The following is a 24005-nucleotide window of genomic DNA, read 5'->3' as shown; positions in this document are numbered from 1 at the left end:
GGACGAGCCCGGCGTCCCGCTCAGCGCGTCGGGCGCTGCAGCAGGGGATTGCCGGCGGGCGTCTCGATCGGCGCGCGCAGCGGCGCCAGCCGCTCGTGGACGACAGGCGCGGCGGGGTTGGCGCAGCGCTTCTGCAGGTAGCGCGCCAGCTTCTGCTGCTGCATCGGGCCGAGCACCAGGCCCAGCTTGGTCCGCCGCCAGAGGATGTCCTCGGCGCTGGCGGCCCATTCCTCCTCGCACAGGTAGTCCACCTCGCGGGCGTACAGGCCGGCGCCGAAGTTCTCGCCCAGGTCCATCAGGCAGTGCGCGTCCTCCAGCAGGCTCCAGGCGCGCGTGCCGTAGCTGGCGGCCCAGCGCCGCGCCAGGTCGTCGGCCAGCCAGCCATGGGCGTCGCACAGGTTCTCGGCCAGCTTGCGCACCGAGTCCAGCTCCTCGGCGCCGGGCAGCTTGCTGGTCGCGGTCCAGGCCGGTCCCATCTGCGGGAAGAACGTGGCCAGTTGCTCCAGCGCCGCCTCGGCCAGCTTGCGGTAGGTGGTCAGCTTGCCGCCGAACACCGACAGCAGCGGCGCCGCGCCATGCTCGCTGGACAGCGCCAGGTGGTAGTCGCGGCTGATCGCCGAGGGATTGCCGGTGGCGTCGTCGTACAGCGGACGCACCCCGGAGAAGTGGCTGACGATGTCGGCGCGTTCGATCTGCCGGCGGAAGTGGGCGTTGACCACGCCCAGCAGGTAGTCGATCTCCTCGTCGCTGATGCGCGCCGCCGCCGGATCGCCTTGATATTCGCGGTCGGTGGTGCCGATCAGGCTGAAGCGCTTCTGCCAAGGAATGACGAACACGATGCGCCCGTCGGTGTGCTGCAGGATGTAGGCGTGCTCGTCGTCGTGCAGGCGCGGCACCACGATGTGGCTGCCCTGCACCAGGCGCAGGTGCTGCGCGCCGGGCTGGTGCAGGCCCTGCTGGAGAAACTGCTCGACCCACGGGCCGGCGGCGTTGACCAGGGCGCGGGCGCGCAGCGACAGGCGGCTGCCGTCCGCGCGCTCCAGGTGCAGGTGCCACAGGCCCTTGCTGCGCCGCGCGCTGATGCAGCGGGTGCGCGGATGGATGTGCGCCCCGTGCTCGTGGGCGCTGATCGCGTTGACCACCACCAGGCGGGCGTCGTCCACCGCGCAGTCGGAATACTCGAAGCCCTGCTCGATGTCGGCCTTCAGCGGGCAGCCGGGGCCGAAGGTCAGGTGGCGCGAGCCGGCCAGGCTGTGCCGCGCGCCGAGGTGGTCGTAGAGGAACAGGCCGGCGCGGATCATCCACGCCGGGCGCAGGTGCGGGCGGTGCGGCAGGATGAAGCGCAGCGGGCGTACCAGGTGCGGCGCCATGCCGAGCAGCACCTCGCGCTCGCCGAGCGCCTCGCGCACCAGGCGGAATTCGTGGTGCTCCAGGTAGCGCAGGCCGCCGTGGATCAGCTTGCTGCTGGCCGAGGAGGTGTGCGCGGCCAGGTCGTGCTGCTCGCAGAGGAATACCGACAGGCCGCGACCGGCCGCATCGGCGGCGATGCCGCAACCGTTGATGCCGCCGCCGATCACGGCCAGATCGTAGACTTCGGCCAGCGGAGTAAAGGGCAAGGATGCTGTCATGATGGTCACGCCTGTTGTTGTGCGTCCGCGATCCCTGGGCCGCTCCGTGGCCCTGGCTGCCTGACTTTCGACTCTTGCGTTACCCCCGGGTTCGCCCGCAAAGTGCCGATCCTCGGCGTCCGTTGCGTGCGCCTTCGATTTCATTCTCGACCCTTTTCGTGAAACCAGCATGACCCCCGCCATAGATCTGTTGAAGAAAGTTCGTGCAGACCACGCAGTTCACAGTTACAGCCACGATCCCAAGGCGCCGTCCTACGGTCTGGAGGCGGCGGAGAAGCTCGGCCTGGAACCGGCGCGGGTGTTCAAGACACTGCTCGCCGCCAGCGAGAAGGGCGAGCTGCTGGTGGCGGTGGTGCCGGTGGCCGGCACCCTCGACCTCAAGGCGCTGGCGCAGGCGGCCGGGGTGAAGAAGGCCGACATGGCCGATCCGGCCGCGGCGCAGCGCGCCACCGGCTACCTGCTCGGCGGCATCAGCCCGCTGGGCCAGAAGAAGCGCCTGCGCACCTTCATCGACGAGTCGGCGCAGGGCTTTGCGACCGTGTTCGTCAGCGCCGGACGGCGCGGGCTGGAGGTGGAGCTGGCCGCCGCGGTGCTCGCCGAGCACACTCAGGCGCGTTTCGCGGCGATCGGCCGCGGCTGAGCCGCGGTTTGTCTGCGATGCTGTAGGGGCCGCATCGCCAATGATGCGAGTCCCGGCCTCGGCCGGCCAGCCGGTCGCCCGCACGGAGGTAGCTCATGTCCGCCCATCTGCTCGCCATCGACCAGGGCACGACAAGCAGCCGCGCCATCATCTTCGACGCCGCCGGCCGGGTGCTGGCCCAGGCCCAGCAGGAATTCCGCCAGTATTTCCCCCAGGACGGCTGGGTCGAGCACGACGGCGAGGAGATCTGGCAGGGCGTGCTGGCGGTGTGTCGCTCGGCGCTGAGCCAGGCCGGCCTCGACGCCCGGCAGATCGCCGCCATCGGCATCACCAACCAGCGCGAGACTACCCTGGTGTGGGACGCCGCCACGGGCGCGCCGATCCATCCGGCCATCGTCTGGCAGGACCGCCGCACCGCCGCCGAATGTGCGGCGCTCAAGGCCGCCGGCCGCGAGGCGCAGGTGGCGGCCAAGACCGGCCTGCTGCTCGATCCGTACTTCTCGGCGACCAAGCTGCGCTGGATCCTCGACCATGTGCCCGGCGCCCGCGAGCGCGCCGCGCGCGGCGAGTTGCGCTTCGGCACGGTGGACAGCTTCCTGCTCTGGCGCCTGACCGGCGGCCGCGTGCACCGCACCGACGCCAGCAACGCCGCGCGCACCCTGCTGTTCGATATCCACCGCCAGCAGTGGGACGACGAGCTGCTGGCGCTGTTCGACATCCCGGCCAGCCTGCTGCCGGAGGTGCTGGACTGCGCCGCCGAGTTCGGCGCGACCGACCCGGCGCTGTTCGGCGCGCCCATCCCGATCCGCGGCATGGCTGGCGACCAGCAGGCCGCGCTGTTCGGCCAGGCCTGCTTCGCGCCGGGCATGCTCAAGAGCACCTACGGCACCGGCTGCTTCATGATCCGCAACACCGGCGCCACGCCGCTGGTGTCGCGCCATCGCCTGCTGACCACGGTCGGCTATCGCCTGCAGGGGCAGACCAGCTACGCCCTGGAGGGCAGCATCTTCGTCGCCGGCGCGGCGCTGCAGTGGCTGCGCGACGGCATCCACCTGATCCGGCACGCCAGCGACAGCGAGGCGCTGGCCGAGCAGACCGATGCGGCCAGCGGCGTGTACCTGGTGCCGGCCTTCACCGGCTTGGGCGCGCCCTGGTGGGATCCGCTGGCGCGCGGGGCGATCCTCGGCCTGACCCGCGACACCGGAATCAAGGAGATCGTCACCGCCGGCCTGCAGGCGGTGTGCTACCAGAGCCGCGACCTGCTCGAGGCCATGCGCCTGGACGGCGCCGGCGAGCCGACCGCGCTGCGGGTGGACGGCGGCATGGTGGCCAACAACTGGCTGATGCAGTTTCTCGCCGACATCCTCGGCGTGGCGGTGGAGCGCCCGCAGGTGATCGAGACCACCGCGCTCGGCGTGGCCAGCCTGGCCGGCCTGCAGAGCGGGGTGTACCAGGGGCTCGACGAGCTGGCGGCGCGCTGGCAGGCCAGCCGGCGCTTCCTGCCGGCAATGGCCGCCGAGCGCCGCGAGGAGTTGTACGCCGGTTGGCAGGACGCGGTGCGCCGGGTGCGCAGCGGCGCGGCGGGCTGAGCGCGCCGCGTCGTCAGGGAGGGGGAGCCTTGGGCACCGGGCAGGCCGGCGCCGAGGCGCTGGCGATCAGGACTCGCTCTGCATGCGCGCGGTATAGGCCGCGGTCAGCTCCTGCATCTGGCCGAGCAGGGTTTCGGTGGTGATGGCGATCACCGTCGGCACGTAGCGGCCGTCGGAGGACAGCTCGAAACCGGCGCGCGAGTACTGCCACTGGGCGTCGGCCTTGCTCAGTGCCGCGCTGATCTCGCTGGTGTTCTGCTTGGCGCCCTGCAGTTCGTTGAGAGCCTGGCCGAACTCGTTCACCGCCTGGTTGAACTGCTCGTCGAGGCCGTTGACCGGCAGATTCCAGCTGCGCGCCAGGTACAGCTTGGCAATACGCTGGCTGAGCATGCGCTGGCTGCCGCTGCGGTTGACCAGCCAGGCGCTGCCGCTGCCGGTGTGCCGCTCGATCATCTGCACCACCTTCTCGCACTGGGCGAGCAGCTCGTCGCTGAGGGCCAGCACCTCGACCGCGTGCTGCTTGTCCGGGGTGCTCAGGGCCAGGGCGCGGTAGCGCTGCCACAGCTCGCCGGCCTTGGTCAGCTCGCCGCGGATCGCCTCGGTGGGCGCGTATTCGACCAGCGCCAGGTGATTCTTCTCGAAGGTCGCCATGCTCTGGTCGAGCTGGGTGTTGGCCTCGTCGGCGCGCACCTCGGTGCCGATCATCAGATAGCTCTTGGCGATGCGCTGGCTGAGCATGCGCTGCATGCCGGACAGGTTGACCGCCTCGGCGTTGCCGATGGCGGCCTGGGCCAGGGGACTGCTCAGACCGAGGGCGAGCAGCAGGGGGAGGGCGAGGCGTTTCAGCATGGTTGGTCTCCTGCAACCTGGAGGGCGGTGGGCCGCCATTTACGGAGGGCTCCTCCGGAGCCCGCTGGACCAGCTGTGGACTGCCTGTATCGCCGCAGCACAGCGCTTCGGCGGCCCGAAAACGAAAACGTCACGGCTTCCCGCCCGTAAAGGGGGAAAGCCGTGACGTCGTTGTCGGGGGAGCAGGCACGCCGTTGTGCTGATCGGGGGCGGTGACAGAGCAAGGTGCGTGCCAACGTTGGCGAAATGCCGCGGGCGGCGTGAATTTGCCCGTTTCCGGCGTGGCCTGGCGGTGCGGAGCGGCCGTGCCGCGGGCTCACGGCAGGCCGGCGCGCACCACTGGGGGGCGGCCTGCCTGCTTGCAGGGCGGCCTCAGGCGTGGCTGAGGATCAGGACTCTTTCTGCATGTGCGCGGTGTAGGCCGCGGTCAGCTCCTGCATCTGGCCGAGCAGGCTTTCGGTGGTGATGGCGATCACCGTCGGCACGTAGCGGCCGTCCGCGGACAGCTCGAAGCCGGCGCGCGAGTACTGCCACTGGGCGTCGGCCTTGCTCAGTGCCGCGCTGATCTCGCTGGTGTTCTGCTTGGCGTTCTGCAGCTCGCTGAGGGCCTGGCCGAACTCGTTCACCGCCTGGTTGAACTGCTCGTCGAGGCCGTTGACCGGCAGATTCCAGCTGCGCGCCAGGTACAGCTTGGCGATACGCTGGCTGAGCATGCGCTGGCGGCCGCTGCGGTTGACCAGCCAGGCATTGCCGCTGCCGGTGTGCCGCTCGATCATCTGCACCACCTTCTCGCACTGGGCGAGCAGCTCGTCGCTGAGGGCCAGCACTTCGACCGCGTGCTGCTTGTCCGGAGTGCTCAGGGCCAGGGCGCGGTAGCGCTGCCACAGCTCGCCGGCCTTGGCCAGCTCGCCGCGGATCGCCTCGGTGGGCGCGTATTCGACCAGCGCCAGGTGGTTCTTCTCGAAGGTCGCCATGCTCTGGTCGAGCTGGGTGTTGGCCTCGTCGGCGCGCACCTCGGTGCCGATCATCAGGTAACTCTTGGCGATGCGCTGGCTGAGCATGCGCTGCATGCCGGACAGGTTGACCGCCTCGGGGTTGCCAATGGCGGCCTGGGCCAGGGGACTGCTCAGACCGAGGGCGAGCAGCAGGGGAAGGGCAAGGCGTTTCAGCATGGTCGTTCTCCGTCAACCTGGGGGAAGGCGGCGCGCGGCGCCGCCCGGGGTGGACTCCTGCAGAGCCCGGTGGATCAGTACACGTATTGCAGTTGCAGCCACAGCTTGTCGGTATCGACGGCGAACTCGTCGGCGTCGTAGCCGGCGTACTTGACCAGCCCGGTCAGCCCCTTGATGCCGGGGATCGGGTGGGCGTAGGACAGGTCGATCTCCTCGCCGTACTGGCTGCTGCCTTCGTCGGCGCGGAAGTCGTGGTACCAGGCCTGCAGGGTGCCGCCCAAGAGCGGGGCGGTGACACCGAAGTAGGCGTCCTTGACGCCGGCGGCCGGGGTGGTGAGGAACTGGTCGGCCCAGCCCTGGAAGATGTGCTTGGTGGCCAGCGGGGTCTGGAAGGCGCGGTTGCCGGGGCCGTCGTCGCCGCCCAGCACCTCGTAGCCGGCCTTGAGCTGCACGCCCTGGAGGGTGTAGCCGAGCTCGGCCAGGTAGTAGTCGCTGTCCAGCTGTTGCGGATTGTCGGCGTAGTCCTGCTGCTGGGCGTACTCCAGCACGTAGCTGACGCCCTGCACGGCGCCGTTCAGACGCAGGCCGCTGGTCTTGCTGGACAGTGTGCCGTAGGCGCCGGCGGCGGTCAGGGCGAGGTTGTCGAGGCCGAGCAGGTAGTGGTACGCGGTGACGGTCAGCTCCGGGCGCAGCACGTACTGGGCGTTGAGCAGGTGGCTGTGGCCCTCGATGTTGGCCGGATTGGTGCGGTTGTCGAAGCGACCGTTGTCGGGGCCGAAGATGGTGTTGATGTTGTCGAGATAGGCGTAGGTCAGGGTCAGGCCGTCGAGCGGCTTGAGCTGGCCGAGCACGGCATCGAAGGTCTGCTCGTTCTGCCGCCAGGCGACGCCGCCGACGAAGCGCTGGTTGTCGAGGTTGATGCGCTGGCGGCCCACCACCGCGCTGCCCAGCTTCTGGTCGTAGCGCAGCAGGGCCTGGTTGATTTCGCTGCCGTCCGGATCGGCGACCAGCGAGCGATCGGTCTGGCCGTTGCGGGTGTCGTTGTAGGCGGCTTCGCCCAGGCGCGCAACGTTGTCGGCCTCGACCAGCGCGGACAGGCCGTACCACTTGCCGCTCTGCAGGGTCAGGCGGGTGCGCAGGGTCTGCGCGTTGGCGTGGTCGAGGGCGTTGTCCTGGTCGACGTGTTCGTAGCGATAGCGGGCGTCGATACCGACCTTGCCCTGGCTGATCAGGTTGCCGAAGTCCTCGGCGGCGAAGGTGGCGTGGCTGAATGTGCCGGCGGCGATGGCGAGCGACAGCAACGAGGGGTTCATCATGCGCATTCCAAGCTTTCCTTATGACCCAAAACGAAAAAACGCCACGGCTTCCCGCCCTGATCGGGGGGATGCGGTGACGTCGTTGTCGGAAGTTGGCAGACACGCCGTTGTGCTGACCGGGGACAGTCTCAGCAAGGGGCGTGCCAGGAGTCGGAATAAGCGGGCGGCGCGTTATGCGGCGGGGGCTTAGGCGGTCAGCACCTCGGCGGTTGCACCGATTTGAGACCGCCTGCCTTGTCCGGGGGCAGGAGAGGGCCCCGGCGCGGCGTCAGACGTGGGCGTGCGACTCGCTGCGCGACAGCTGGGTGGCCACGCTGCCCTCGGCGGGGAAGGCGACCAGGTGCTCGGCGCAGACGCGGATGCCGACGTCCTGGCCGATACGATGATCCTCGTGGCTGGGGAACAGCGCTTCCAGACGGCTGCCGGTGGGCAGCTGCAGGCGGTAAAGGGTGGCGGCGCCGAGGAACGACTTGCCAACGATACGGGCCTTGAGGGTGCTGTCCGGCGCGTGGACGATGTCGTCCGGGCGCAGCAGCATGTCCACCGCGCTGCCCGGCGCCCACTGGTAGGCGCGGTTGCCGCGGATCACGCCCAGCTCGGTCTGCACGGTGTCGTGGCTGAGCATCTGCCCGCGCACGAAGTAGCCCTGGCCGACGAAGCTGGCGACGAAGGGCGTCAGCGGCTCGTGGTAGAGGTTGTAGGGGGTGTCCCACTGCTCCAGGTGGCCGTCCTTGAACACGCCGACCTGGTCGCACACGGCGAAGGCTTCCTCCTGGTCGTGGGTGACCAGGATGGCGCTGGTGCCGCGCGACTTGAGGATGTCGCGCACCTCGTGGCTGAGGCTGTGGCGCAGCTTGACGTCGAGGTTGGAGAACGGCTCGTCGAGCAGCAGCAGCAGCGGTTCGGGAGCCAGCGCACGGGCCAGCGCGACGCGCTGTTGCTGGCCGCCGGACAGCTCGTGGGGATAGCGCCTGGCCAGGTGGCCGAGCTGCACCAGTTCGAGCATCTCGACGGCGATGCGCTCGCGCTCGGGATGCTTGGCAATGCCGAAGGCGACGTTCTCGGCCACCGTCAGGTGGGGGAACAGCGCGTAGTCCTGGAACACCATGCCGATGCGGCGTTTTTCCGGCGCGAGGGTGAAGCCGGGGCGGGAAATCGTCTCGCCGGCCAGCTCGATGCTGCCGCTGTGGATCGGCTCGAAGCCGGCGATGGCGCGCAGGGTGGTGGTCTTGCCGCAGCCCGAGGGGCCGAGCAGGCCGCCGATGTCGCCGGCGTTGAGGTGCAGGTTGAGGTTCTGCACCACCCGCTGTTCGCGGTAGCCGCAGGCCAGGTCACGCAGTTGCAGCAGCAGGTTGTGAGTCATCGCCGGGCTGGTCCTTGTGCGTTAGGCGGGATAGGCGTGTTCGACGAGGAACTCCAGCAGCGCCTTCTGCGCGTGCAGGCGGTTCTCCGCCTGGTCCCAGGCCACCGCGCGCGGGTCGTCGAGCAGGTCGACGCTGATCTCCTCGCCGCGGTGCGCCGGCAGGCAGTGCATGAACAGCACGTCGTTGGCGGCCAGATCGAGCAGGGCGCGGCTGACCTGGTAGGGGGCGAAGCGCTGCATGCGCGCCTCGGCTTCCTCTTCCTGGCCCATCGACGCCCACACGTCGGTGCTCACCAGGTGGGCGCCGGCCACCGCCTCGCGCGGATCGCGCAGCACGGTGACGCGGCCGTCGGCCTGGTCGAGGAACTCCTGCTTGGGCTCGTAGCCCTCCGGGCAGGCGACCTTGAGCTGGAAGTCGAACTGCACCGCCGCCTGGGCGTAGGTGTTGCACATGTTGTTGCCGTCGCCGATCCACACCACGGTCTTGCCCTGGATGGAGCCGCGGTGCTCGTGGAAGGTCTGCATGTCGGCCAGCAGCTGGCAGGGGTGCAGGTCGTCGGTCAGGCCGTTGATCACCGGCACCCGTGAGTTGGCCGCGAAGTCGAGGACGTTCTGGTGGGCGAAGGTACGGATCATCACCGCGTCGAGCATGCGCGACATGACGATGGCCGAATCGCCGATCGGCTCGCCGCGACCGAGCTGGGTATCGCGCGGCGACAGGAAGATGGCCTGGCCGCCGAGCTGGATCATGCCGGCTTCGAAGGACAGGCGGGTACGGGTCGAGGCTTTCTCGAAGATCATGCCGAGCACCCGGCTCTTCAGCGGCTCGTAGAGTACGTTGCGCTGGCGCAGGTCTTTCAGCTCGATGCCTCGGCGAATCAGGCTGGCCAGCTCCTGCGGCGTGCAGTCCATCAACGAGAGAAAGTGCCGTACACTCATTATTCACTACCTGATCAAGACAGGCCGCAGAAATGACCGGCTTCGAATAAAAACGGGCGGGAACTGCGGCGGGACCGCACTGTGCGGTACTCGAGAAAAGAAACCGATCTTATAAGGAAATTGCGCGCTCGCGCAAACCGCCGCCGCTGATTGCACAAAACGTCAGTCCCGGCTGTGCGCTGCGCGATTCTGCTGCGCCTGCGGGTACGCGGCGGTCGCCGCAAGACCGAGCGATGCGCACGGGTTTCCGATACAATCGGCCCATCCCGCCGGTCGGCGACCGGTGCAATCTTCCAGCCGAGGTAGACCATGGACATCATCGACACCATCAAAGAGCAGATCGCCAACAACCCTGTCCTGCTGTACATGAAGGGTTCGCCCAACGCCCCGCAGTGCGGCTTCTCCGCGCGCGCTTCGCAGGCGGTGATGGCCTGTGGCGAGAAGTTCGCCTATGTCGACATCCTGCAACATCCGGAAATCCGCGCCAACCTGCCGAAGTACGCCAACTGGCCGACCTTCCCGCAACTGTGGGTCAACGGCGAGCTGGTCGGCGGTAGCGACATCATCCTCGAGATGCAGCAGAAAGGCGAACTGCAGCCGCTGATCAAGTCCGCGGTACACAAGGGCGAGTGATCGTTCCTCGTCCGCGGAAATGAAAAAGCCCCTCGCATGCGAGGGGCTTTTTCGTTGCGCCGTTCTTACTCTTCCATGTGCGACTGCAGGTAGTTCTGCAGGCCGACCTTGCCGATCAGGCCGAGCTGGGTTTCCAGCCAGTCGATGTGTTCTTCCTCGGACTCGAGGATGTCTTCCAGCAGTTCGCGGCTGCCGTAGTCGCCGATGCTCTCGCAATAGGCGATGGCTTCCTTGAGGTCAACCAGGCCCTTCTGTTCGAGCTTGAGGTCGCACTCGAGCATTTCCTGGGTGTTCTCGCCGATCATCAGCTTGCCGAGATCCTGCAGGTTGGGCAGGCCTTCGAGGAACAGGATGCGCTTGATGAGCTTGTCGGCATGCTTCATCTCGTCGATGGATTCCTTGTACTCGTGCTTGCCGAGCTTCTCGAGGCCCCAGTCCTCGTACATGCGCGCGTGCAGGAAGTACTGGTTGATCGCCACCAGCTCGTTGCCGAGGATCTTGTTGAGGTGCTGGATGACTTTCAGGTCGCCTTTCATGCCGGGGTCCGCCTTGACTGGGGTTGATGACGAACAGTCTGTGTTCGCCATCGGAAGCTGTCAAATAGCGATCCGGGCAAATATGCGAAGCGGGAAGAGGGGAGAAGCAGGCTCCGGCAGCGGGGCTGCGGAGCGATGGCCCGAAGCCGACTGCTTCGGGCGGGAAGGCGGGGCGCTCAGGCGGCGGCGAAGGCCACCGGCTGGGCGAGGGCGAGCTGCGCCTGGTGCACGTCGTGGATGGTCTGACGCACCAGCTTCTTGGCTTCGCAGGCGCACTTGCCGCACTGGCTGCCCAGGCCGGTGGCCTCGCGCACCTGGCGATAGCTGCAGCAGCCTTCGTAGATGGCGTCGCGAATCTGGTGGTCAGTCACACCCTGGCAAAGACAGACGTACATGGCGCTACCTGCGAGCAGTCGGTTGATGGAGTCGATCCTAGTTTTAATGAGAAGTATTGTCAAACACGAGAGATGACCATTTATCGCCTGGCGCGATGTTCGGCCTGCAGATTGCAGAGATAAAAAAACCCGGCCGAAGCCGGGTTCTTGCAGAGCGCCTGAGGCTCAGTCCTCGAAGTCGATCCAGCCGCCCAGTTCCTTCCAGCGGTTGACGATGCCGCAGAACAGCTCGGCGGTCTTCTCGGTGTCGTAGCGGGCGTTGTGCGCCTCGCGGTTGTCGAACGGGATGTCCGCCGCCTGGCAGGCCTTGGCCAGCACGGTCTGGCCGTAGGCGAGGCCGGCGAGGGTGGCGGTGTCGAAGCTGGAGAACGGGTGGAACGGGTTGCGCTTGATGCCGGTGCGATTGACCGCGGCATTGAGGAAGCCGAGGTCGAAGCTCGAGTTGTGGCCCACCAGCACCGCGCGCTTGCAGCCGCTGGATTTCAGCGACTTGCGCACGCCCTTGAAGATCTCGCCGAGCGCCTGCTCCTCGCTGACCGCCATGCGCAGCGGGTGGCCGAGCTTGATGCCGGTGAAGTCCAGCGCGGCCTGCTCGATATTGGCGCCCTCGAACGGCTCGACGCGGAAGAAGTAGGTGTGCTCGGGGTAGAGGAAGCCGTCGTCGTCCATGGCGATGGTGGTGGCGGCGATTTCCAGCAGGGCGTCGGTGGCGGCATTGAAGCCGCCGGTCTCGACGTCCACCACTACCGGCAGGAAGCCGCGGAAACGGCGCGCCAGCGGCGGCTTGAAGCCGCTGCTGCCGGGTTCCTGTTCGTAGTCTTCGTAGTCGATCTGCTCGCTCATGCCTCGCCCTCCAGCACGCGCCAGTGCAGTTTCTCGCCGGCGCGCAGCGGCACCAGTTGGTGGTCGCCGAAGGCCAGCTCGGTGGGGGCCACCCAGTCCTCGCGCACCAGGGTGATGCGGTCGGTATTGCGCGGCAGGCCGTAGAAGTCCGCGCCGAAGCAACTGGCAAAACCTTCCAGCTTGTCGAGCGCGCCGCGGCTGTCGAAGGCCTCGGCGTACAGCTCGATGGCCGCATAGGCGGTGTAGCAGCCGGCGCAGCCGCAGGCGGCTTCCTTGGCGTGACGGGCGTGCGGCGCCGAGTCGGTGCCGAGGAAGAACTTCGGATTGCCGCTGGTGGCGGCGTCCAGCAGGGCCTGCTGGTGGGTGTTGCGCTTGAGGATCGGCAGGCAATAGAAGTGCGGACGGATGCCGCCGACCAGCATGTGGTTGCGGTTGTACAGCAGGTGATGGGCGGTGATGGTGGCGCCGACGTTGGCCGGCGCCTCCAGCACGAACTGCGCGGCATCGCCGGTGGTGATGTGCTCGAACACCACCTTGAGGGTCGGGAAGCGCTCGACCACGCGGCGCAGGTTCTCGTCGATGAAGCGCTTCTCGCGGTCGAACACGTCGATGTCGGCGTGGGTCACCTCGCCGTGCACCAAAAGCGGCAGGCCGACCTCGGCCATCGCTTCCAGCACCGGGAAGATGTTGTCGATGGAGGTCACGCCCGAATCGGAGTTGGTGGTGGCGCCGGCCGGGTACAGCTTGGCGGCGTGCACCAGACCGCCGGCCTTGGCCGCGCGGATTTCCTCGGGGCTGGTCTTGTCGGTGAGGTAGAGCACCATCAGCGGCTCGAAGCGGCTGCCGGCCGGACGTGCGGCCAGGATGCGCTCGCGGTAGGCGGCGGCCTGCTCGGCGTTGCGCACCGGCGGCACCAGGTTGGGCATGATGATGGCGCGACCGAAGGTGCGCGCGGCGTCGGGCACGGTGTGCGCCAGGGAGGCGCCGTCGCGCAGATGGATGTGCCAGTCGTCGGGACGCAGCAGGGTCAGGCGGTCGGACATGCGGGGAATTCCAGGCGGGATGACTCGTGGGGCACGATGCTACCGAAAAGCCGCCGGACGGTCACGCGGCGCCCCGTCGAGCGGTCCGTTCCCCTGTAAATTCACGGGAGGCGGGGCTAGAATGCCCTTTTTCGTAGCAACCCCCCCGTGGAGTAACGAATGGCGGACGTGAAAAAGGTAGTTCTGGCCTATTCCGGTGGCCTGGACACCTCGGTGATCCTCAAGTGGCTGCAGGATACCTACAACTGCGAAGTGGTGACCTTCACCGCTGACCTGGGTCAGGGCGAGGAAGTGGAGCCGGCCCGTGCCAAGGCTCAGGCCCTGGGCGTCAAGGAAATCTTCATCGACGACCTGCGCGAAGAGTTCGTACGCGACTTCGTGTTCCCGATGTTCCGCGCCAACACCATCTACGAAGGCGAGTACCTGCTGGGCACCTCCATCGCCCGCCCGCTGATCGCCAAGCGCCTGATCGAGATCGCCAACGCCACCGGCGCCGACGCCATCTCCCACGGCGCCACCGGCAAGGGCAACGACCAGGTGCGCTTCGAGCTGGGCGCCTACGCGCTGAAGCCGGGCGTCAAGGTGATCGCCCCCTGGCGCGAGTGGGACCTGCTGTCGCGCGAGAAGCTGATGGACTACGCCGAGAAGCACGCCATCCCGATCGAGCGCCACGGCAAGAAGAAGTCGCCGTACTCCATGGACGCCAACCTGCTGCACATCTCCTACGAGGGCGGCGTGCTGGAGGACACCTGGACCGAGCACGAAGAGGACATGTGGCGCTGGACCAAGTCGCCGGAAGCCGCACCGAACACCCCGACCTACCTCGAACTGACCTATCGCAACGGTGACATCGTCGCCATCGACGGCGTCGAGCTGACCCCGGCCCAGGTGCTGACCCAGCTGAACAAGGTCGGCGGCGAGAACGGCATCGGTCGCCTGGACATCGTCGAGAACCGCTACGTCGGCATGAAGTCGCGCGGCTGCTACGAGACCCCCGGCGGCACCATCATGCTGCGCGCCCACCGCGCCATCGAGTCGATCACCCTCGACCGCGAAGTGGCTCACCTGAAAGACGAGCTGATGCCCAAGTATGCCAGCCTGATCTACAACGGCTACTGGTGGAGCCCGGAGCGTCTGATGCTGCAGCAGATGATCGACGCCTCCCAGGCCAACGTGAACGGCGTGGTGCGCCTGAAGCTGTACAAGGGCAACGTCATCGTGGTCGGCCGCAAGTCCGACGACTCGCTGTTCGACGCCAACATCGCCACCTTCGAGGACGATGCCGGCGCCTACAACCAGGCCGACGCCGCGGGCTTCATCAAGCTCAACGCGCTGCGCATGCGCATCGCCGCCGGCAAGGGTCGCAGCCCGCTCTGATCGGCTGCTTGTCCCGCGCCTGAATATGACCCCGGCCCGCGCGCCGGGGTCATGCTTTCCGCACCGTGAAAAGCCAAGGAGATTCCTGATGAGACTGCTGCACACCATGCTGCGCGTCGGCGACCTGGACAGATCGATCGCCTTCTACACCGAAGTGCTGGGCATGACCCTGCTGCGCCGCAAGGACTACCCGGACGGCCAGTTCACCCTGGCTTTCGTGGGCTACGGCGACGAGGCGCACAACAGCGTCATCGAGCTGACCTACAACTGGGGCGTGGACAGCTACGAGCTGGGCACCGGCTACGGCCACATCGCCCTCGAAGTGGAGGACGTCTACAAGGCCTGCGAGGACATCCGCGCCCGCGGCGGCAAGATCACCCGCGAGCCGGGGCCGATGAAGCACGGCACCAGCATCCTCGCCTTCGTCGAGGACCCGGACGGCTACAAGATCGAGTTGCTGTCGCCGCAGCGCCGCGACTGAAGCGTCGGAAAACAAAAAGCCCCGCCAGATGCGGGGCTTTTTCATGGACCGAGGCTTACAGGTCGAAATCGTAGTCGGACAGTTGCTTCTTCAGGCGGCGCTCTTCGAGCATGTTGTCGATCACGCGGCGCTTGGCCAGGTTGGTCTTGGCGGTGGGGGTGTCCTTGGCTTCGGCGTCTTCCGGTTCGGCGTCGACGACGAAGTCTTCTTCCAGGTCGAGGTCGGTCTTGGCTTGTGCCATGGCGTGCAGCTCCACTAAAAAATCAGAGGGCGTTTCGCGGACCTTATAGCGACAAAGCCGGGAGGGGTAAAAAAGATTTTATTTATCGCTTGAGAAAAAATTTTTTATCGACTCAATCGTCCGAGGTCTTGTGCTTGTATTCGCACAGGTCCTCGATCCGGCAGCTGCCGCAGCGCGGCTTGCGCGCCTGGCACACGTAGCGGCCATGCAGGATCAGCCAGTGGTGGGCGTCGAGCAGGTATTCCCTGGGCACGAACTTGAGCAGTTTCTTCTCCACCTCCAGCACGTTCTTGCCGGGGGCGATGCCGGTGCGGTTGCTGACCCGGAAGATGTGCGTGTCCACCGCCATGGCCGGCTGGCGGAAGGCGGTGTTGAGCACCACGTTGGCGGTCTTGCGACCGACGCCGGGCAGCGCTTCCAGCTCCTCGCGGGTGCTCGGCACCACGCTGTCGTGGCGTTCGACGAGCAGCCGGCAGGTCTCGATGACGTTCTTCGCCTTGCTGCGATACAGGCCGATGGTCTTGATGTACGCCTCGAGGCCTTCGACGCCCAAGGCGTGGATGGCCGCCGGGGTATTGGCCACCGGGAACAGCTTCGCCGTGGCCTTGTTGACCCCCACGTCGGTGGCCTGGGCGGAAAGGATCACCGCCACCAGCAGCTCGAAGACGCTCTGGTATTCCAGCTCGGTGGTCGGCTCCGGGTTGTCTTCCTTGAGACGGCGGAAGATTTCCGCGCGTTTGACGGCATTCATTCGATGACTCCGGTGACCCGCACGCGGCGGCTCGGCACGGCTTCCGGCGCCGGCGCCAGAGCTTGGGCGCGCGCCTCGGCGCGCTCGTCGAGGATGTTCTTGGCGGCGATCAGCAGGCCCAGCACCAGGAAGGCGCCGGGCGGCAGGATGGCGAGCAGGAAGCCCTTGTAGTCGCTGCCGAACACCTCGATCCGCCAGCCCTCGGCGATCGGGCCGAACAACAGGTGCATGTTGGCCAGCAGCGTGCCGCTGCCGAGCAGTTCGCGGATGGCGCCGAGGGTCACCAGCACCAGGCCGAAGCCGGCGCCCATCATCAGGCCGTCGAAGGCCGAGCGGGCGACGCCGTGCCTGGCCGCGAAGGCGTCGGCGCGGCCGAGGATGATGCAGTTGGTGGTGATCAGCGGGATGAAGATGCCGAGGATCTGGTAGAGCTCGTAGGTGAAGGCCTGCATCAGCAGCTCGATGCAGGTGGTCAGCGCGGCGATGATCATCACGAACGCCGGCAGGCGCACGGCGCTCTGGGTCACCCCGCGGATCAGCGACACCGCGGCGTTCGAGCAGGTCAGCACCAGGGCGGTGGCCAGGCCCAGGCCGAGGGCGTTGACCGTCGAGTTGCTGGTGCCGAGCAGCGGGCACAGGCCGAGCAGCTGGACCAGGCCGGGGTTGTTCTTCCACAGGCCGTTGACGGCGATCTCGCGGTAGCTCTGGCTCATTGGGCGCGCTCCTCGGCGGGCGCCGAGGCAGTCGCCGCAGCGGCCGCCCCGGCGAAGAGTTCGGTCTTGTGGGCATCGAAGTATTGCAGGGCGCGGTGCACGGCCTTGACCACCGCACGCGGCGTGACGGTCGCGCCGGCGAACTGGTCGAACACGCCCTGATCCTTCTTGACGCCCCAGTGGGCCTCGTCGGGATCCTGCAGCGATTTGCCGGCGAACGCCAGCACCCAGGGGCTCTTGGCCAATTCGATCTTGTCGCCCAGGCCCGGGGTCTCCTTGTGGGCGAGTACGCGCACCCCGGCCAGGCGGCCGTCGGTGTGGATGCCGACCAGCACGTGGATGCTGCCGCTGTAGCCGTCGGGGGCGATGGCCTGGAGGATGATCGCGCTGGGCTGGCCATCCTTGAGCGCTAGGTAGGCCGGCAACGCGCGGTCGCCGAGCAGCGGGTCGCGGAGCTGCAGCTCGTTGTCCAGCAGGTGGTTGTTGTAGCTGCCCGCCGGCAGCACCTGGGCCAGGGCGCGGATCTGCGCCTCGCGTTCGGCGACCTGGATCCGCTCGACGGTGGCCTGCCGGGTGATGGCCACCAGGCCGACCGTGACGACGGCGAACAGGCCGAGGATCAGGGCGTTGCGCAGCATCGAGCGCGACATTTCCGGCAGCATGGCCTCAGTCTCCCAGTTTGAAGCCGCGTTCCGGCTTGCTGTGGCCATAGGTGCGCGGACGGGTGTAGTAGTCGATGGTCGGCGCCGCCAGGTTCATCAGCAGCACGGCGAAGGCCACGCCGTCCGGATAGCCGCCCCAGGCGCGGATGACGTAGGCCAGCACGCCGACGCCGGCGCCGAAGATCAGCCGGCCGCGCAGGCTGGTTGCGCCGGAGACCGGGTCGGTGACGATGAAGAAGGCGCCCAGCATGGTCGCGCCGCTGAGCAGGTGGAACAGCGGCGAGCCGTTGGAGTCCGAGCCGGAGCCGTTCCAGAACAGCAGGCTCATCAGCGCCAGCGCGGCGAGCATGCCGAGCGGGGCGTGCCACGTGAATACCCGCTTGTAGAGCAGGAACAGACCCCCGGCGAGGAAGGCCAGATTGACCGCCTCGCTGCCATAGCCGCCGACGCTGCCGAAGGCCGGATTGCCGGCCCACAGCTCGGCGATGGTCAGGCTCTTGTTGACCTTGAGGACGTCCAGCGCGGTGGCTTGGGTCCAGGCATCGGGCAGGCCGGCGCTGAAGCCGAGGATGCGCTGCAGTCCCTCGACAAGGCCGAGGGTCGGGCTGACCGCCTCGAAGCCGCGCGGCGCCGGCCAGTTGGTCATTTCCACCGGGAAGGAGACCAGTACCACCACGTAGCCGATCATCGCCGGGTTGAACGGGTTCTGGCCGAGTCCGCCGAACAGTTGCTTGCCGAACACGATGGCGAAGGCGGTGGCCACCAGGGTCAGCCACCAGGGCGAGTAGGGCGGCAGGGCCAGCGCCAACAGCACGGCGGTGAGCACGGCGGTGCAGTCGCGCAGGAAGAAGCCGACCGGGCGCCGGCGCAGGCGGAGCACCGCCGCTTCGCAGCCGAGGGCGACGGCGCTGGCCCATAGAATGTTGATCAGGGTGCCGAAGCCGTACAGCCAGGTCAGGACCAGCACGCCCGGCAGGGTGGCCAGCAGCACCAGCTGCATGATCTTCCGGGTCCGGTTGCTGCCCGTGGCGTGGGGCGAGGTGATGCGCGGCAGGGCCATTGATGCTCCGTGGTGTACTTGCCGGGGAGGCTGCCCTCCGCCTGCCGGCCGCAGCCGGCGATGGTCTGGATTCCGTAGGCTGGGTTAGCCGCCTGCGGCGTAACCCACCGATACCGGCGCGAGCCGGCACATCCTGGTCGACCTTGCGGTCGGCTGGCGGGTTGCGGCCTGCGGCCTAACCCACCCTACGGTCGTTGCTGTTCCGCCAGCTTCTGCTCGGCCTCGGCCAGCCGCTCGCGGGCGGCGGCCAGCGCCGCCGGCTCGGCGTTTGCGTCGCGCTCCAGCTTGCGCAGGTCGGCGCGGGCGAAGGCGACCGTGGTCTTCAGCGTGCGGGTGGTCTCGTCGATCGGCCGCTTGTCGGTGCGCACCAGCTGCGGCGCCGGCTTGCCGGAGGCGTCCTCGGCGGCGTGCAGGGCCTGCTCGGCGCCGGCCAGCGCATCGCGCAGCCTGGTCAGCTCGGCCTCGTCGGCACCGGCTTTCTCGGCCTTCTTCAGCTCGCCGCGCTTCATCGCCAGGTCGATCTTGGCTTTTTTCAGCGCCTCCTCGCCCGCCGGCCTGGGCGCGGGGGCGGGCACGTTGCTGGGGGCGGCGGCCAGCGTCCGCTCGACTGCCGCCAGGCGCTCGCGCAGGCTGGTCAGCTCGGCCTGCTGCTCGTCGTCCGGCGCTTCGAGCTTCTCCAGCTTGCGGATCTGCACGCGGAGCATGGCGGCGTCGATCTTGGCCTTCTTCAGCGCCGCATCGTCGGCGACCGGCGGCGCGGCACTCTGCGCAGCGTCGGCCTGGGCGCCGGCCAGAGCCTGCTGCGCGGCCTCCAGCGCGGCGCGCAGTTCGGCAACCTGGGCGTGCAGCGCGGCGGTGTCGTGCTGGGCCAGCTGCTTCTCGGCCTTCTTCAGCGCCACCTGGGCCATGCTGGCCTCGATCTTCAGGCGCTTGAACTCCTCGTTGGCCGCCGGCGCGGCCGGCGTGCCGGGCCCGGCGGCGGCCTCGGTCGGCGCGGCCTTGGCGCGCGCGGCCCGCTCGGCGCGCGCCTTGCGTTCCTCTTCCTTGCGTTCCTCCTCGCGGCGCAGGCGCTCCTCGCGCAGCTCGAAGCGTTGCCGGGAGTGCTCGGCCTTCTGGTGCTTCTGTTCCAGTTCGCGGATATCCGCCTTGGCTGCGCGGTAGTACTGCACCAGCGGAATGGTCGACGGGCAGACGTAGGCACAGGCACCGCACTCGATGCAATCGAACAGGTTGTACGCCTTGAGCTGCTCGTGCTCCGCGCCGAGCGCGAAGAAGTGCAGTTGCTGCGGCAGCAGGCTGGCCGGGCAGACCAGCGCGCACTCGCCGCAACGGATGCACGGCAGCGCCGGCGGCGGCGGCGGCAGCTCGGCGCGGGTCGCGGCCAGCAGGCAGTTGGTGGTCTTGACCAGCGGGACTTCGAGCGCGGGCAGGGTGAAGCCCATCATCGGTCCGCCCATGATCAGGCGGTCCATCTTCTGCGCGTCGAGGCCGGCGAAGGCCAGCAGGTCGGCCACCGGGGTGCCGAGCAGCGCCTCGACGTTCATCGGTCGCGCCAGCGCCTCGCCGGTGAGCGTGGTGATCCGCGCGATCAGCGGCTTGCCGAGCACCACGGCATCGTGCACGGCCACCGCGGTGCCGACGTTCTGGCAGAGGATGCCGATGTCCGCCGGCAGACCGCCGGACGGCACCTCGCGGCCGGTGAGGATCTGGATCAGCTGCTTCTCGCCGCCGGAGGGGTACTTGGCGGGGAATACCCGCAGCTGATAGGTGCGCTCGCCGAGTGCCGCGCGCAGCGCGGCGATGGCTTCGGGCTTGTTGTCCTCGATGCCGATCAGCACCTCGGCGGGCTCGATCAGCTTGGCCAGGATGTCGATGCCGACCATCAGCTCGGTGGCCTTTTCGCGCATCAGCAGGTCGTCGGCGGTGATGTACGGCTCGCACTCGGTGCCGTTGATCACCAGGGTGTGGATCTTCTGCTGGGGCCGCGCGGTGAGCTTGACCGCGGTGGGGAAGCCGGCGCCGCCGAGGCCGCTGATTCCGGCGTCGCGGATCCTGTCCAGCAGGGCCAGCGGCTCCAGGCTGCGGAAGTCGGCGCAGGGCGCCAGCGCGCACCACTCGTCCAGCCCGTCGGTGTCGATGACGATGGCCGGGGAGAGCATGCCCGAGGTGTGCGGGTAGGGCTGCGGGCCGATGAAGGCGACGCTGCCCGAGGTCGGGGCATGCACCGGAACGCTGACGAAGCCGCTGCCCGCGGCGATCTTCTGGCCCTTGAGCACGCGCTCGCCGACCGTCACGCAGGGCTCGGCGGTGGCGCCGATGTGCTGGCTGAGCGGCACGGTCAAGCGCCTGGACAGCGGCGGTTGCTGGATCGGCGTGCGGTTGGACAGATCCTTGCGCTGCGGCGGGTGGATGCCGCCGGGGAAGTCCCAGATCTTGGTTTCGGCGCTCATGCGGCCTGCTCCCGGTCGGTGGCGATCAGTTGGCCGGGTGGAAGCGGCAGCTCCCATTTCCAGTTCTGCACGCTGGTGCCCACCACGAGCATGTCGATGCAGTCCACCGGGCAGGGCTCGACGCACAGGTCGCAGCCGGTGCACTCGTCCTTGATCACCGTGTGCATCTGCTTGGCCGCGCCGACGATGGCATCCACCGGGCAGGCCTGCAGGCACTTGGTGCAGCCGATGCATTCGGCCTCGCGGATATAGGCGACCATGCGCGGCTTCTCGCCCTCGGGGGCGTCCAGCGGTTCGGCCTCGACGTCCAGCAGATTGGCCAGCGCCTGCACGGTCGCCTGGCCGCCGGGCGGGCACTTGTTGATCTTGTCGCCGTTGGCGATCGCCTCGGCGTAGGGCTTGCAGCCGGGGTAGCCGCACTGGCCGCACTGGGTCTGCGGCAGCAGGTCGTTGATCTGCTCGACGATGGGGTCGCCCTCGACGCGAAAGCGCACCGCGGCATAACCGAGGATGGCGCCGGCGACCAGGCAGATCGCCGCCAGGGCGGCGACCGCGCTGAGGATCAGGCTCATAGCTTGATCAGCCCGGTGAAGCCCATGAACGCCAGCGACATCAGGCCGGCGGTGACCAGGCCAATGGCGGCGCCGCGGAACGGTTTGGGCACGTCGGCGATGGCGATGCGCTCGCGCATGGCGGCGAACAGCACCAGCACCAGGGAGAAGCCCAGGCCGGCGGCGAAGCCGTTGGCGGTGGCGGTGAGGAAGGTGAACGCGGTCTTGTGGGCGTTGATCAGGACCACGCCGAGCACGATGCAGTTGGTGGTGATCAGCGGCAGGAAGATGCCCAGCACGCGGTACAGCATCGGGCTGGTCTTGTTCACCACCATCTCGGTGAACTGCACCACCACGGCGATCACCAGGATGAAGGTGATGGTCCTGAGAAACTCGAGGTCCAGCGGCTTGAGCACGTACTGCTGGACCAGGTAGCAGCTCATGGCGGCCAGGGTCAGCACGAAGGTGGTGGCCAGCGCCAGGCCGATGGCGGTCTCGATCTTCCGGGAAACGCCCATGAACGGGCAGAGACCGAGGAACTGCACCAACACGAAGTTGTTGACCAGAATGGCGCTGACCAGGATGAGGGCGAATTCGGTCATGGGCAGGTAGGGGCCGCGCGGCGATGAATCGGAACCATCTATTATCGTGGACCCGCTGATAGCGTACAAGCCGAGGGCCGCCCGGGCCCCGCGCAGCCCCGGCAGAACGGGCTCAGTAGACCATGCAGGCGGCGTTGAGCAGGCCGATGCACAGCGCGCTGCCGCCGAGGAACAGGCCGTGGGCCAGATGGCCGGCGGCGATGCCTTCCTTGAGTTCCGGCATCAGGCGCGCAGCGCCGAGGAACACCAGCCCCTGCACCAGCATGGCGATGGCGCCCCACACCAGCATGTCGAGCAGGCCGGTGCTGTGGGCGATGCTGCTGGCCAGCGGCAGCGCGAAGCCGAGCAGCGCGCCGAGCAGGGCGACGGCGGCGGCCAGGTTGCCGGCGCGGATCAGCCGCAGTTCGGCGTAGGGCGTCAGGCGCAGGTACAGGCTGGCGAACAGGCCGAACAGGGCCAGCGCGGTGGCGAAGTAGGCGAGGAAGTTGGGCAGGGTTTGCAGCAGGTCCACGACGGGGATCTCCTTGAAGTCGCTGGCTCAGGCGTTGCGGAAGAAGTGCGGCACGAAGCGGCTGCTGTCGCGGGTGATCGGTCCGGCATCCTCGCGGATGCCGAGGCCCGCGGCGCGCTCGCCGACCATCCAGCAGCCGAGCACCGGATAGCTGCCGTCGAAGCAGGGCAGCGGCGCGCAGGCCTGCCAGATGCATGGCGCCTGCTCGTGCGGGCCGTCGCTGGCCAGGGTGCCGTCGGCGCTGACGATGCGGATGTTCTCGCCCTCGCGCGAATACAGCGGCTTGCGCACTTTGGGCAGCGGCAGGTCGTCCTCGAAGCTGGCCGGCAGCAGGTTGGGATGTTCCGGGAACAGCCGCCAGAGGATCGGCAGCAGCGCCTTGCACGACAGCAGCAGTTTCCAGGCCGGCTCGAGGAAGCGGATGCCGCTTTCCGCCACGTGGCCGGCGAAGTCGTCCGCCAGCAGCCATTCCCAGGGGTAGAGCTTGAAACAGTGGCGGATCGGCCGGCCGTCCTCGTCGACGAACGCGCGGCGCGCGGCGTCGAAACCGATCCGCTCGATCGGCAGGTAGTCGGTGGCCAGACCGGCCTGGTGGGCGGTGTCGAGCAGGTACAGGGCGTTGCCGGTGTCCTCCTCGTGGCCGGCGAGGGCGGCGAAGTGCACGGGGCCGCCGGGATCGAGCTGTCGCCAGCGCTCGATCAGTTGCTCGTGCAGCGAGTTGAACTGGTCGGCGGCCGGCAGCACGTCCTGCAGCCAGAACCACTGCGCCACGCTGGCTTCCAGCAGGCCGGTGGGCGTGTCGGCGTTGTACTCGAGCAGCCTGGGCGCGCCCGCGCCGTTCCAGGAGAAGTCGAAGCGCCCGTACAGGCTCGGCTCCTGATTCCGCCAGGAGTCGACGATCAGCTCGCGAGCGCGCGGCGGCAGGGCGAAGGGGGCGAAGTGCTCATGGGCGATCACCCAGTCCACTGCCTCCAGGCAGCGCTGGTGCAGGTCCTCGCTGGCGCTTTCCAGCGTCTCGATCTGCTCCAGCGAGAATTCGTAGGCGACCGACTCGTCCCAGTAGGTGCCGTCGATGCTGTGGAAGGTGAAGCCGAGCTGCTCGCACTGGGCGCGCCAGTGCGGGCGCGGGGTGAAGGCGCGGCGCTGCATCAGCCGCCTCCCGAGTAGCGCGCGCCGGAGTGGCCGAAACCGCCGCTCGTGACCCGCTCGCGAGCCACCACCAGGTCCGGGCGGGTGGTGCGCGGACGCGAGCCGTCCTCGTAGGTAGGGCCGCGGTGACGGCCTCTGCCGGCCGAGTAGATCGAGCTGCCGCTGCCGCCACTGCTGCTGGTTTCGCAGTGGTAGGGAGAACTGGTCCAGTCGGCCTGGCAATTCTCGCGACTGGCGTAGATGTCCCGGTAGACGGCGTCGTGGTGCAGCATGGCCATCAGCACGCCACCGGTGAGCACGCTGGTGAATACGACGTTGGATTTCTTCATGCGTCCGTGCAAGCCAAGTGTAGGGGGCGATCGTGCCCACGCTCCGGCGTAGGCACGCAGTACGGGCCGCTCCTGCGGCTGGACGCGGAGCGTCCATGGCAATGGCTCCCGCGCGGGGCGCTCGGCGTTATACATAAGTCGCGTGAACTCGAGAGGTAGTAATGAGCTGGGCGACAGAAGAG

Annotated in this window: 26 protein-coding genes; 5 read left to right on the top strand and 21 right to left on the bottom strand. The window is 68.1% G+C overall.

Annotated elements, in window-relative coordinates:
* Nucleotides 1-20 precede the first annotated feature (20 nt).
* Nucleotides 21-1631, bottom strand: coding sequence for a glycerol-3-phosphate dehydrogenase (gene glpD / locus LMJ29_RS00135; protein WP_377656316.1), 1611 nt, complete (start codon nt 1629-1631; stop codon nt 21-23).
* 166 nt (nt 1632-1797) lie between these two features.
* On the opposite strand from glpD, the gene ybaK reads away from it, so the two are divergent.
* Together ybaK and glpK are read left to right on the top strand one after the other, a co-directional pair.
* On the top strand, nt 1798-2268 hold the full coding sequence (ybaK, locus tag LMJ29_RS00130) for a Cys-tRNA(Pro) deacylase (RefSeq protein WP_229602736.1): 471 nt from the start codon (nt 1798-1800) through the stop codon (nt 2266-2268).
* A 95-nt stretch (nt 2269-2363) separates the two neighbouring features.
* Complete coding sequence (gene glpK / locus LMJ29_RS00125) at nt 2364-3857, top strand: glycerol kinase GlpK (protein ID WP_229602735.1); 1494 nt, start codon at nt 2364-2366, stop codon at nt 3855-3857.
* A gap of 66 nt (nt 3858-3923) precedes the next feature.
* Here the strand turns inward: glpK and LMJ29_RS00120 are convergent, their stop codons facing one another.
* From LMJ29_RS00120 to argF, 5 genes are all read right to left on the bottom strand, one after another.
* Nucleotides 3924-4706, bottom strand: a complete 783-nt coding sequence (locus LMJ29_RS00120) for a type IV pili methyl-accepting chemotaxis transducer N-terminal domain-containing protein (RefSeq protein WP_229602734.1) — start codon at nt 4704-4706, stop codon at nt 3924-3926.
* A gap of 389 nt (nt 4707-5095) precedes the next feature.
* Nucleotides 5096-5878: a type IV pili methyl-accepting chemotaxis transducer N-terminal domain-containing protein gene (locus LMJ29_RS00115; RefSeq protein ID WP_229602733.1), complete on the bottom strand. Its 783-nt coding sequence runs from the start codon at nt 5876-5878 to the stop codon at nt 5096-5098.
* 74 nt (nt 5879-5952) lie between these two features.
* Nucleotides 5953-7200 (bottom strand): alginate export family protein, encoded by a 1248-nt coding sequence (locus tag LMJ29_RS00110; RefSeq protein WP_229602732.1) that lies wholly within the window; start codon nt 7198-7200, stop codon nt 5953-5955.
* Nucleotides 7201-7462: 262 nt separating this feature from the next.
* Nucleotides 7463-8557, bottom strand: coding sequence for an ABC transporter ATP-binding protein (locus tag LMJ29_RS00105; protein ID WP_229602731.1), 1095 nt, complete (start codon nt 8555-8557; stop codon nt 7463-7465).
* Nucleotides 8558-8578: 21 nt separating this feature from the next.
* Complete coding sequence (gene argF, locus LMJ29_RS00100) at nt 8579-9496, bottom strand: ornithine carbamoyltransferase (RefSeq protein ID WP_229602730.1); 918 nt, start codon at nt 9494-9496, stop codon at nt 8579-8581.
* 309 nt (nt 9497-9805) lie between these two features.
* Between argF and grxD the strand changes: the two genes are divergently transcribed.
* Nucleotides 9806-10129: a Grx4 family monothiol glutaredoxin gene (gene grxD, locus LMJ29_RS00095; RefSeq protein WP_229602729.1), complete on the top strand. Its 324-nt coding sequence runs from the start codon at nt 9806-9808 to the stop codon at nt 10127-10129.
* A gap of 65 nt (nt 10130-10194) precedes the next feature.
* Here grxD and bfr read toward each other — a convergent pair whose 3' ends face one another.
* From bfr to pyrC, 4 genes are all read right to left on the bottom strand, one after another.
* The gene (gene bfr, locus LMJ29_RS00090; RefSeq protein WP_229602728.1) at nt 10195-10665 is read right to left on the bottom strand and encodes a bacterioferritin; all 471 of its coding nucleotides are present in this window, start codon (nt 10663-10665) and stop codon (nt 10195-10197) included.
* Between the two features lie 176 nt (nt 10666-10841).
* Nucleotides 10842-11060 carry a bacterioferritin-associated ferredoxin gene (locus LMJ29_RS00085; RefSeq protein WP_229602727.1) on the bottom strand — a complete coding sequence of 73 codons (219 nt, stop codon included), beginning with the start codon at nt 11058-11060 and terminating at the stop codon, nt 10842-10844.
* Between the two features lie 165 nt (nt 11061-11225).
* On the bottom strand, nt 11226-11903 hold the full coding sequence (rnt, locus tag LMJ29_RS00080; protein ID WP_229602726.1) for a ribonuclease T: 678 nt from the start codon (nt 11901-11903) through the stop codon (nt 11226-11228).
* Nucleotides 11900-12946 carry a dihydroorotase gene (gene pyrC / locus LMJ29_RS00075; RefSeq protein ID WP_229602725.1) on the bottom strand — a complete coding sequence of 349 codons (1047 nt, stop codon included), beginning with the start codon at nt 12944-12946 and terminating at the stop codon, nt 11900-11902. Before pyrC ends, rnt begins: the two co-directional genes overlap by 4 nt.
* Nucleotides 12947-13105: 159 nt before the next feature.
* Between pyrC and LMJ29_RS00070 the strand changes: the two genes are divergently transcribed.
* Both LMJ29_RS00070 and gloA read left to right on the top strand, forming a co-directional pair.
* Nucleotides 13106-14323 (top strand): argininosuccinate synthase, encoded by a 1218-nt coding sequence (locus LMJ29_RS00070; protein ID WP_229602724.1) that lies wholly within the window; start codon nt 13106-13108, stop codon nt 14321-14323.
* Between the two features lie 88 nt (nt 14324-14411).
* Nucleotides 14412-14804, top strand: a complete 393-nt coding sequence (gene gloA, locus LMJ29_RS00065; protein ID WP_229602723.1) for a lactoylglutathione lyase — start codon at nt 14412-14414, stop codon at nt 14802-14804.
* A gap of 55 nt (nt 14805-14859) precedes the next feature.
* Here the strand turns inward: gloA and LMJ29_RS00060 are convergent, their stop codons facing one another.
* The 11 genes from LMJ29_RS00060 to LMJ29_RS00010 all read right to left on the bottom strand — a co-directional run bounded on the left by LMJ29_RS00060 (nt 14860) and on the right by LMJ29_RS00010 (nt 23823).
* Nucleotides 14860-15045 (bottom strand): PA3496 family putative envelope integrity protein, encoded by a 186-nt coding sequence (locus LMJ29_RS00060; protein ID WP_229602722.1) that lies wholly within the window; start codon nt 15043-15045, stop codon nt 14860-14862.
* A 112-nt stretch (nt 15046-15157) separates the two neighbouring features.
* A complete protein-coding gene (gene nth / locus LMJ29_RS00055) occupies nt 15158-15796 on the bottom strand; it encodes an endonuclease III (RefSeq protein ID WP_229602721.1) in 639 nt (212 codons plus the stop codon).
* A complete protein-coding gene (locus LMJ29_RS00050; RefSeq protein ID WP_229602719.1) occupies nt 15793-16509 on the bottom strand; it encodes an electron transport complex subunit E in 717 nt (238 codons plus the stop codon). The genes nth and LMJ29_RS00050 overlap by 4 nt, the downstream gene beginning before the upstream one ends.
* Nucleotides 16506-17171 (bottom strand): electron transport complex subunit RsxG, encoded by a 666-nt coding sequence (gene rsxG / locus LMJ29_RS00045; RefSeq protein ID WP_229602717.1) that lies wholly within the window; start codon nt 17169-17171, stop codon nt 16506-16508. The genes LMJ29_RS00050 and rsxG overlap by 4 nt, the downstream gene beginning before the upstream one ends.
* Before the next feature lie 4 nt (nt 17172-17175).
* Nucleotides 17176-18231 carry an RnfABCDGE type electron transport complex subunit D gene (locus LMJ29_RS00040; protein WP_229602715.1) on the bottom strand — a complete coding sequence of 352 codons (1056 nt, stop codon included), beginning with the start codon at nt 18229-18231 and terminating at the stop codon, nt 17176-17178.
* A 185-nt stretch (nt 18232-18416) separates the two neighbouring features.
* Nucleotides 18417-20681 carry an electron transport complex subunit RsxC gene (gene rsxC / locus LMJ29_RS00035; RefSeq protein WP_229602713.1) on the bottom strand — a complete coding sequence of 755 codons (2265 nt, stop codon included), beginning with the start codon at nt 20679-20681 and terminating at the stop codon, nt 18417-18419.
* Entirely contained in the window at nt 20678-21253 is a 576-nt protein-coding gene (gene rsxB, locus LMJ29_RS00030) for an electron transport complex subunit RsxB (protein WP_229602712.1), read from the bottom strand. The genes rsxC and rsxB overlap by 4 nt, the downstream gene beginning before the upstream one ends.
* On the bottom strand, nt 21250-21834 hold the full coding sequence (gene rsxA / locus LMJ29_RS00025) for an electron transport complex subunit RsxA (protein ID WP_229602710.1): 585 nt from the start codon (nt 21832-21834) through the stop codon (nt 21250-21252). Before rsxA ends, rsxB begins: the two co-directional genes overlap by 4 nt.
* 112 nt (nt 21835-21946) lie before the next feature.
* Nucleotides 21947-22345, bottom strand: coding sequence for a DUF350 domain-containing protein (locus tag LMJ29_RS00020; RefSeq protein WP_229602708.1), 399 nt, complete (start codon nt 22343-22345; stop codon nt 21947-21949).
* Between the two features lie 27 nt (nt 22346-22372).
* Nucleotides 22373-23494: a glutathionylspermidine synthase family protein gene (locus LMJ29_RS00015; RefSeq protein WP_229602706.1), complete on the bottom strand. Its 1122-nt coding sequence runs from the start codon at nt 23492-23494 to the stop codon at nt 22373-22375.
* Nucleotides 23494-23823 (bottom strand): hypothetical protein, encoded by a 330-nt coding sequence (locus LMJ29_RS00010; protein ID WP_229602704.1) that lies wholly within the window; start codon nt 23821-23823, stop codon nt 23494-23496. The genes LMJ29_RS00015 and LMJ29_RS00010 overlap by 1 nt, the downstream gene beginning before the upstream one ends.
* Between the last annotated feature and the right edge of the window lie 182 nt (nt 23824-24005).

The organism is Pseudomonas oryzagri, assembly GCF_020831405.1.
GTDB lineage: Bacteria > Pseudomonadota > Gammaproteobacteria > Pseudomonadales > Pseudomonadaceae > Geopseudomonas > Geopseudomonas oryzagri.
This window is presented reverse-complemented; position numbering and strand designations above follow the sequence as displayed.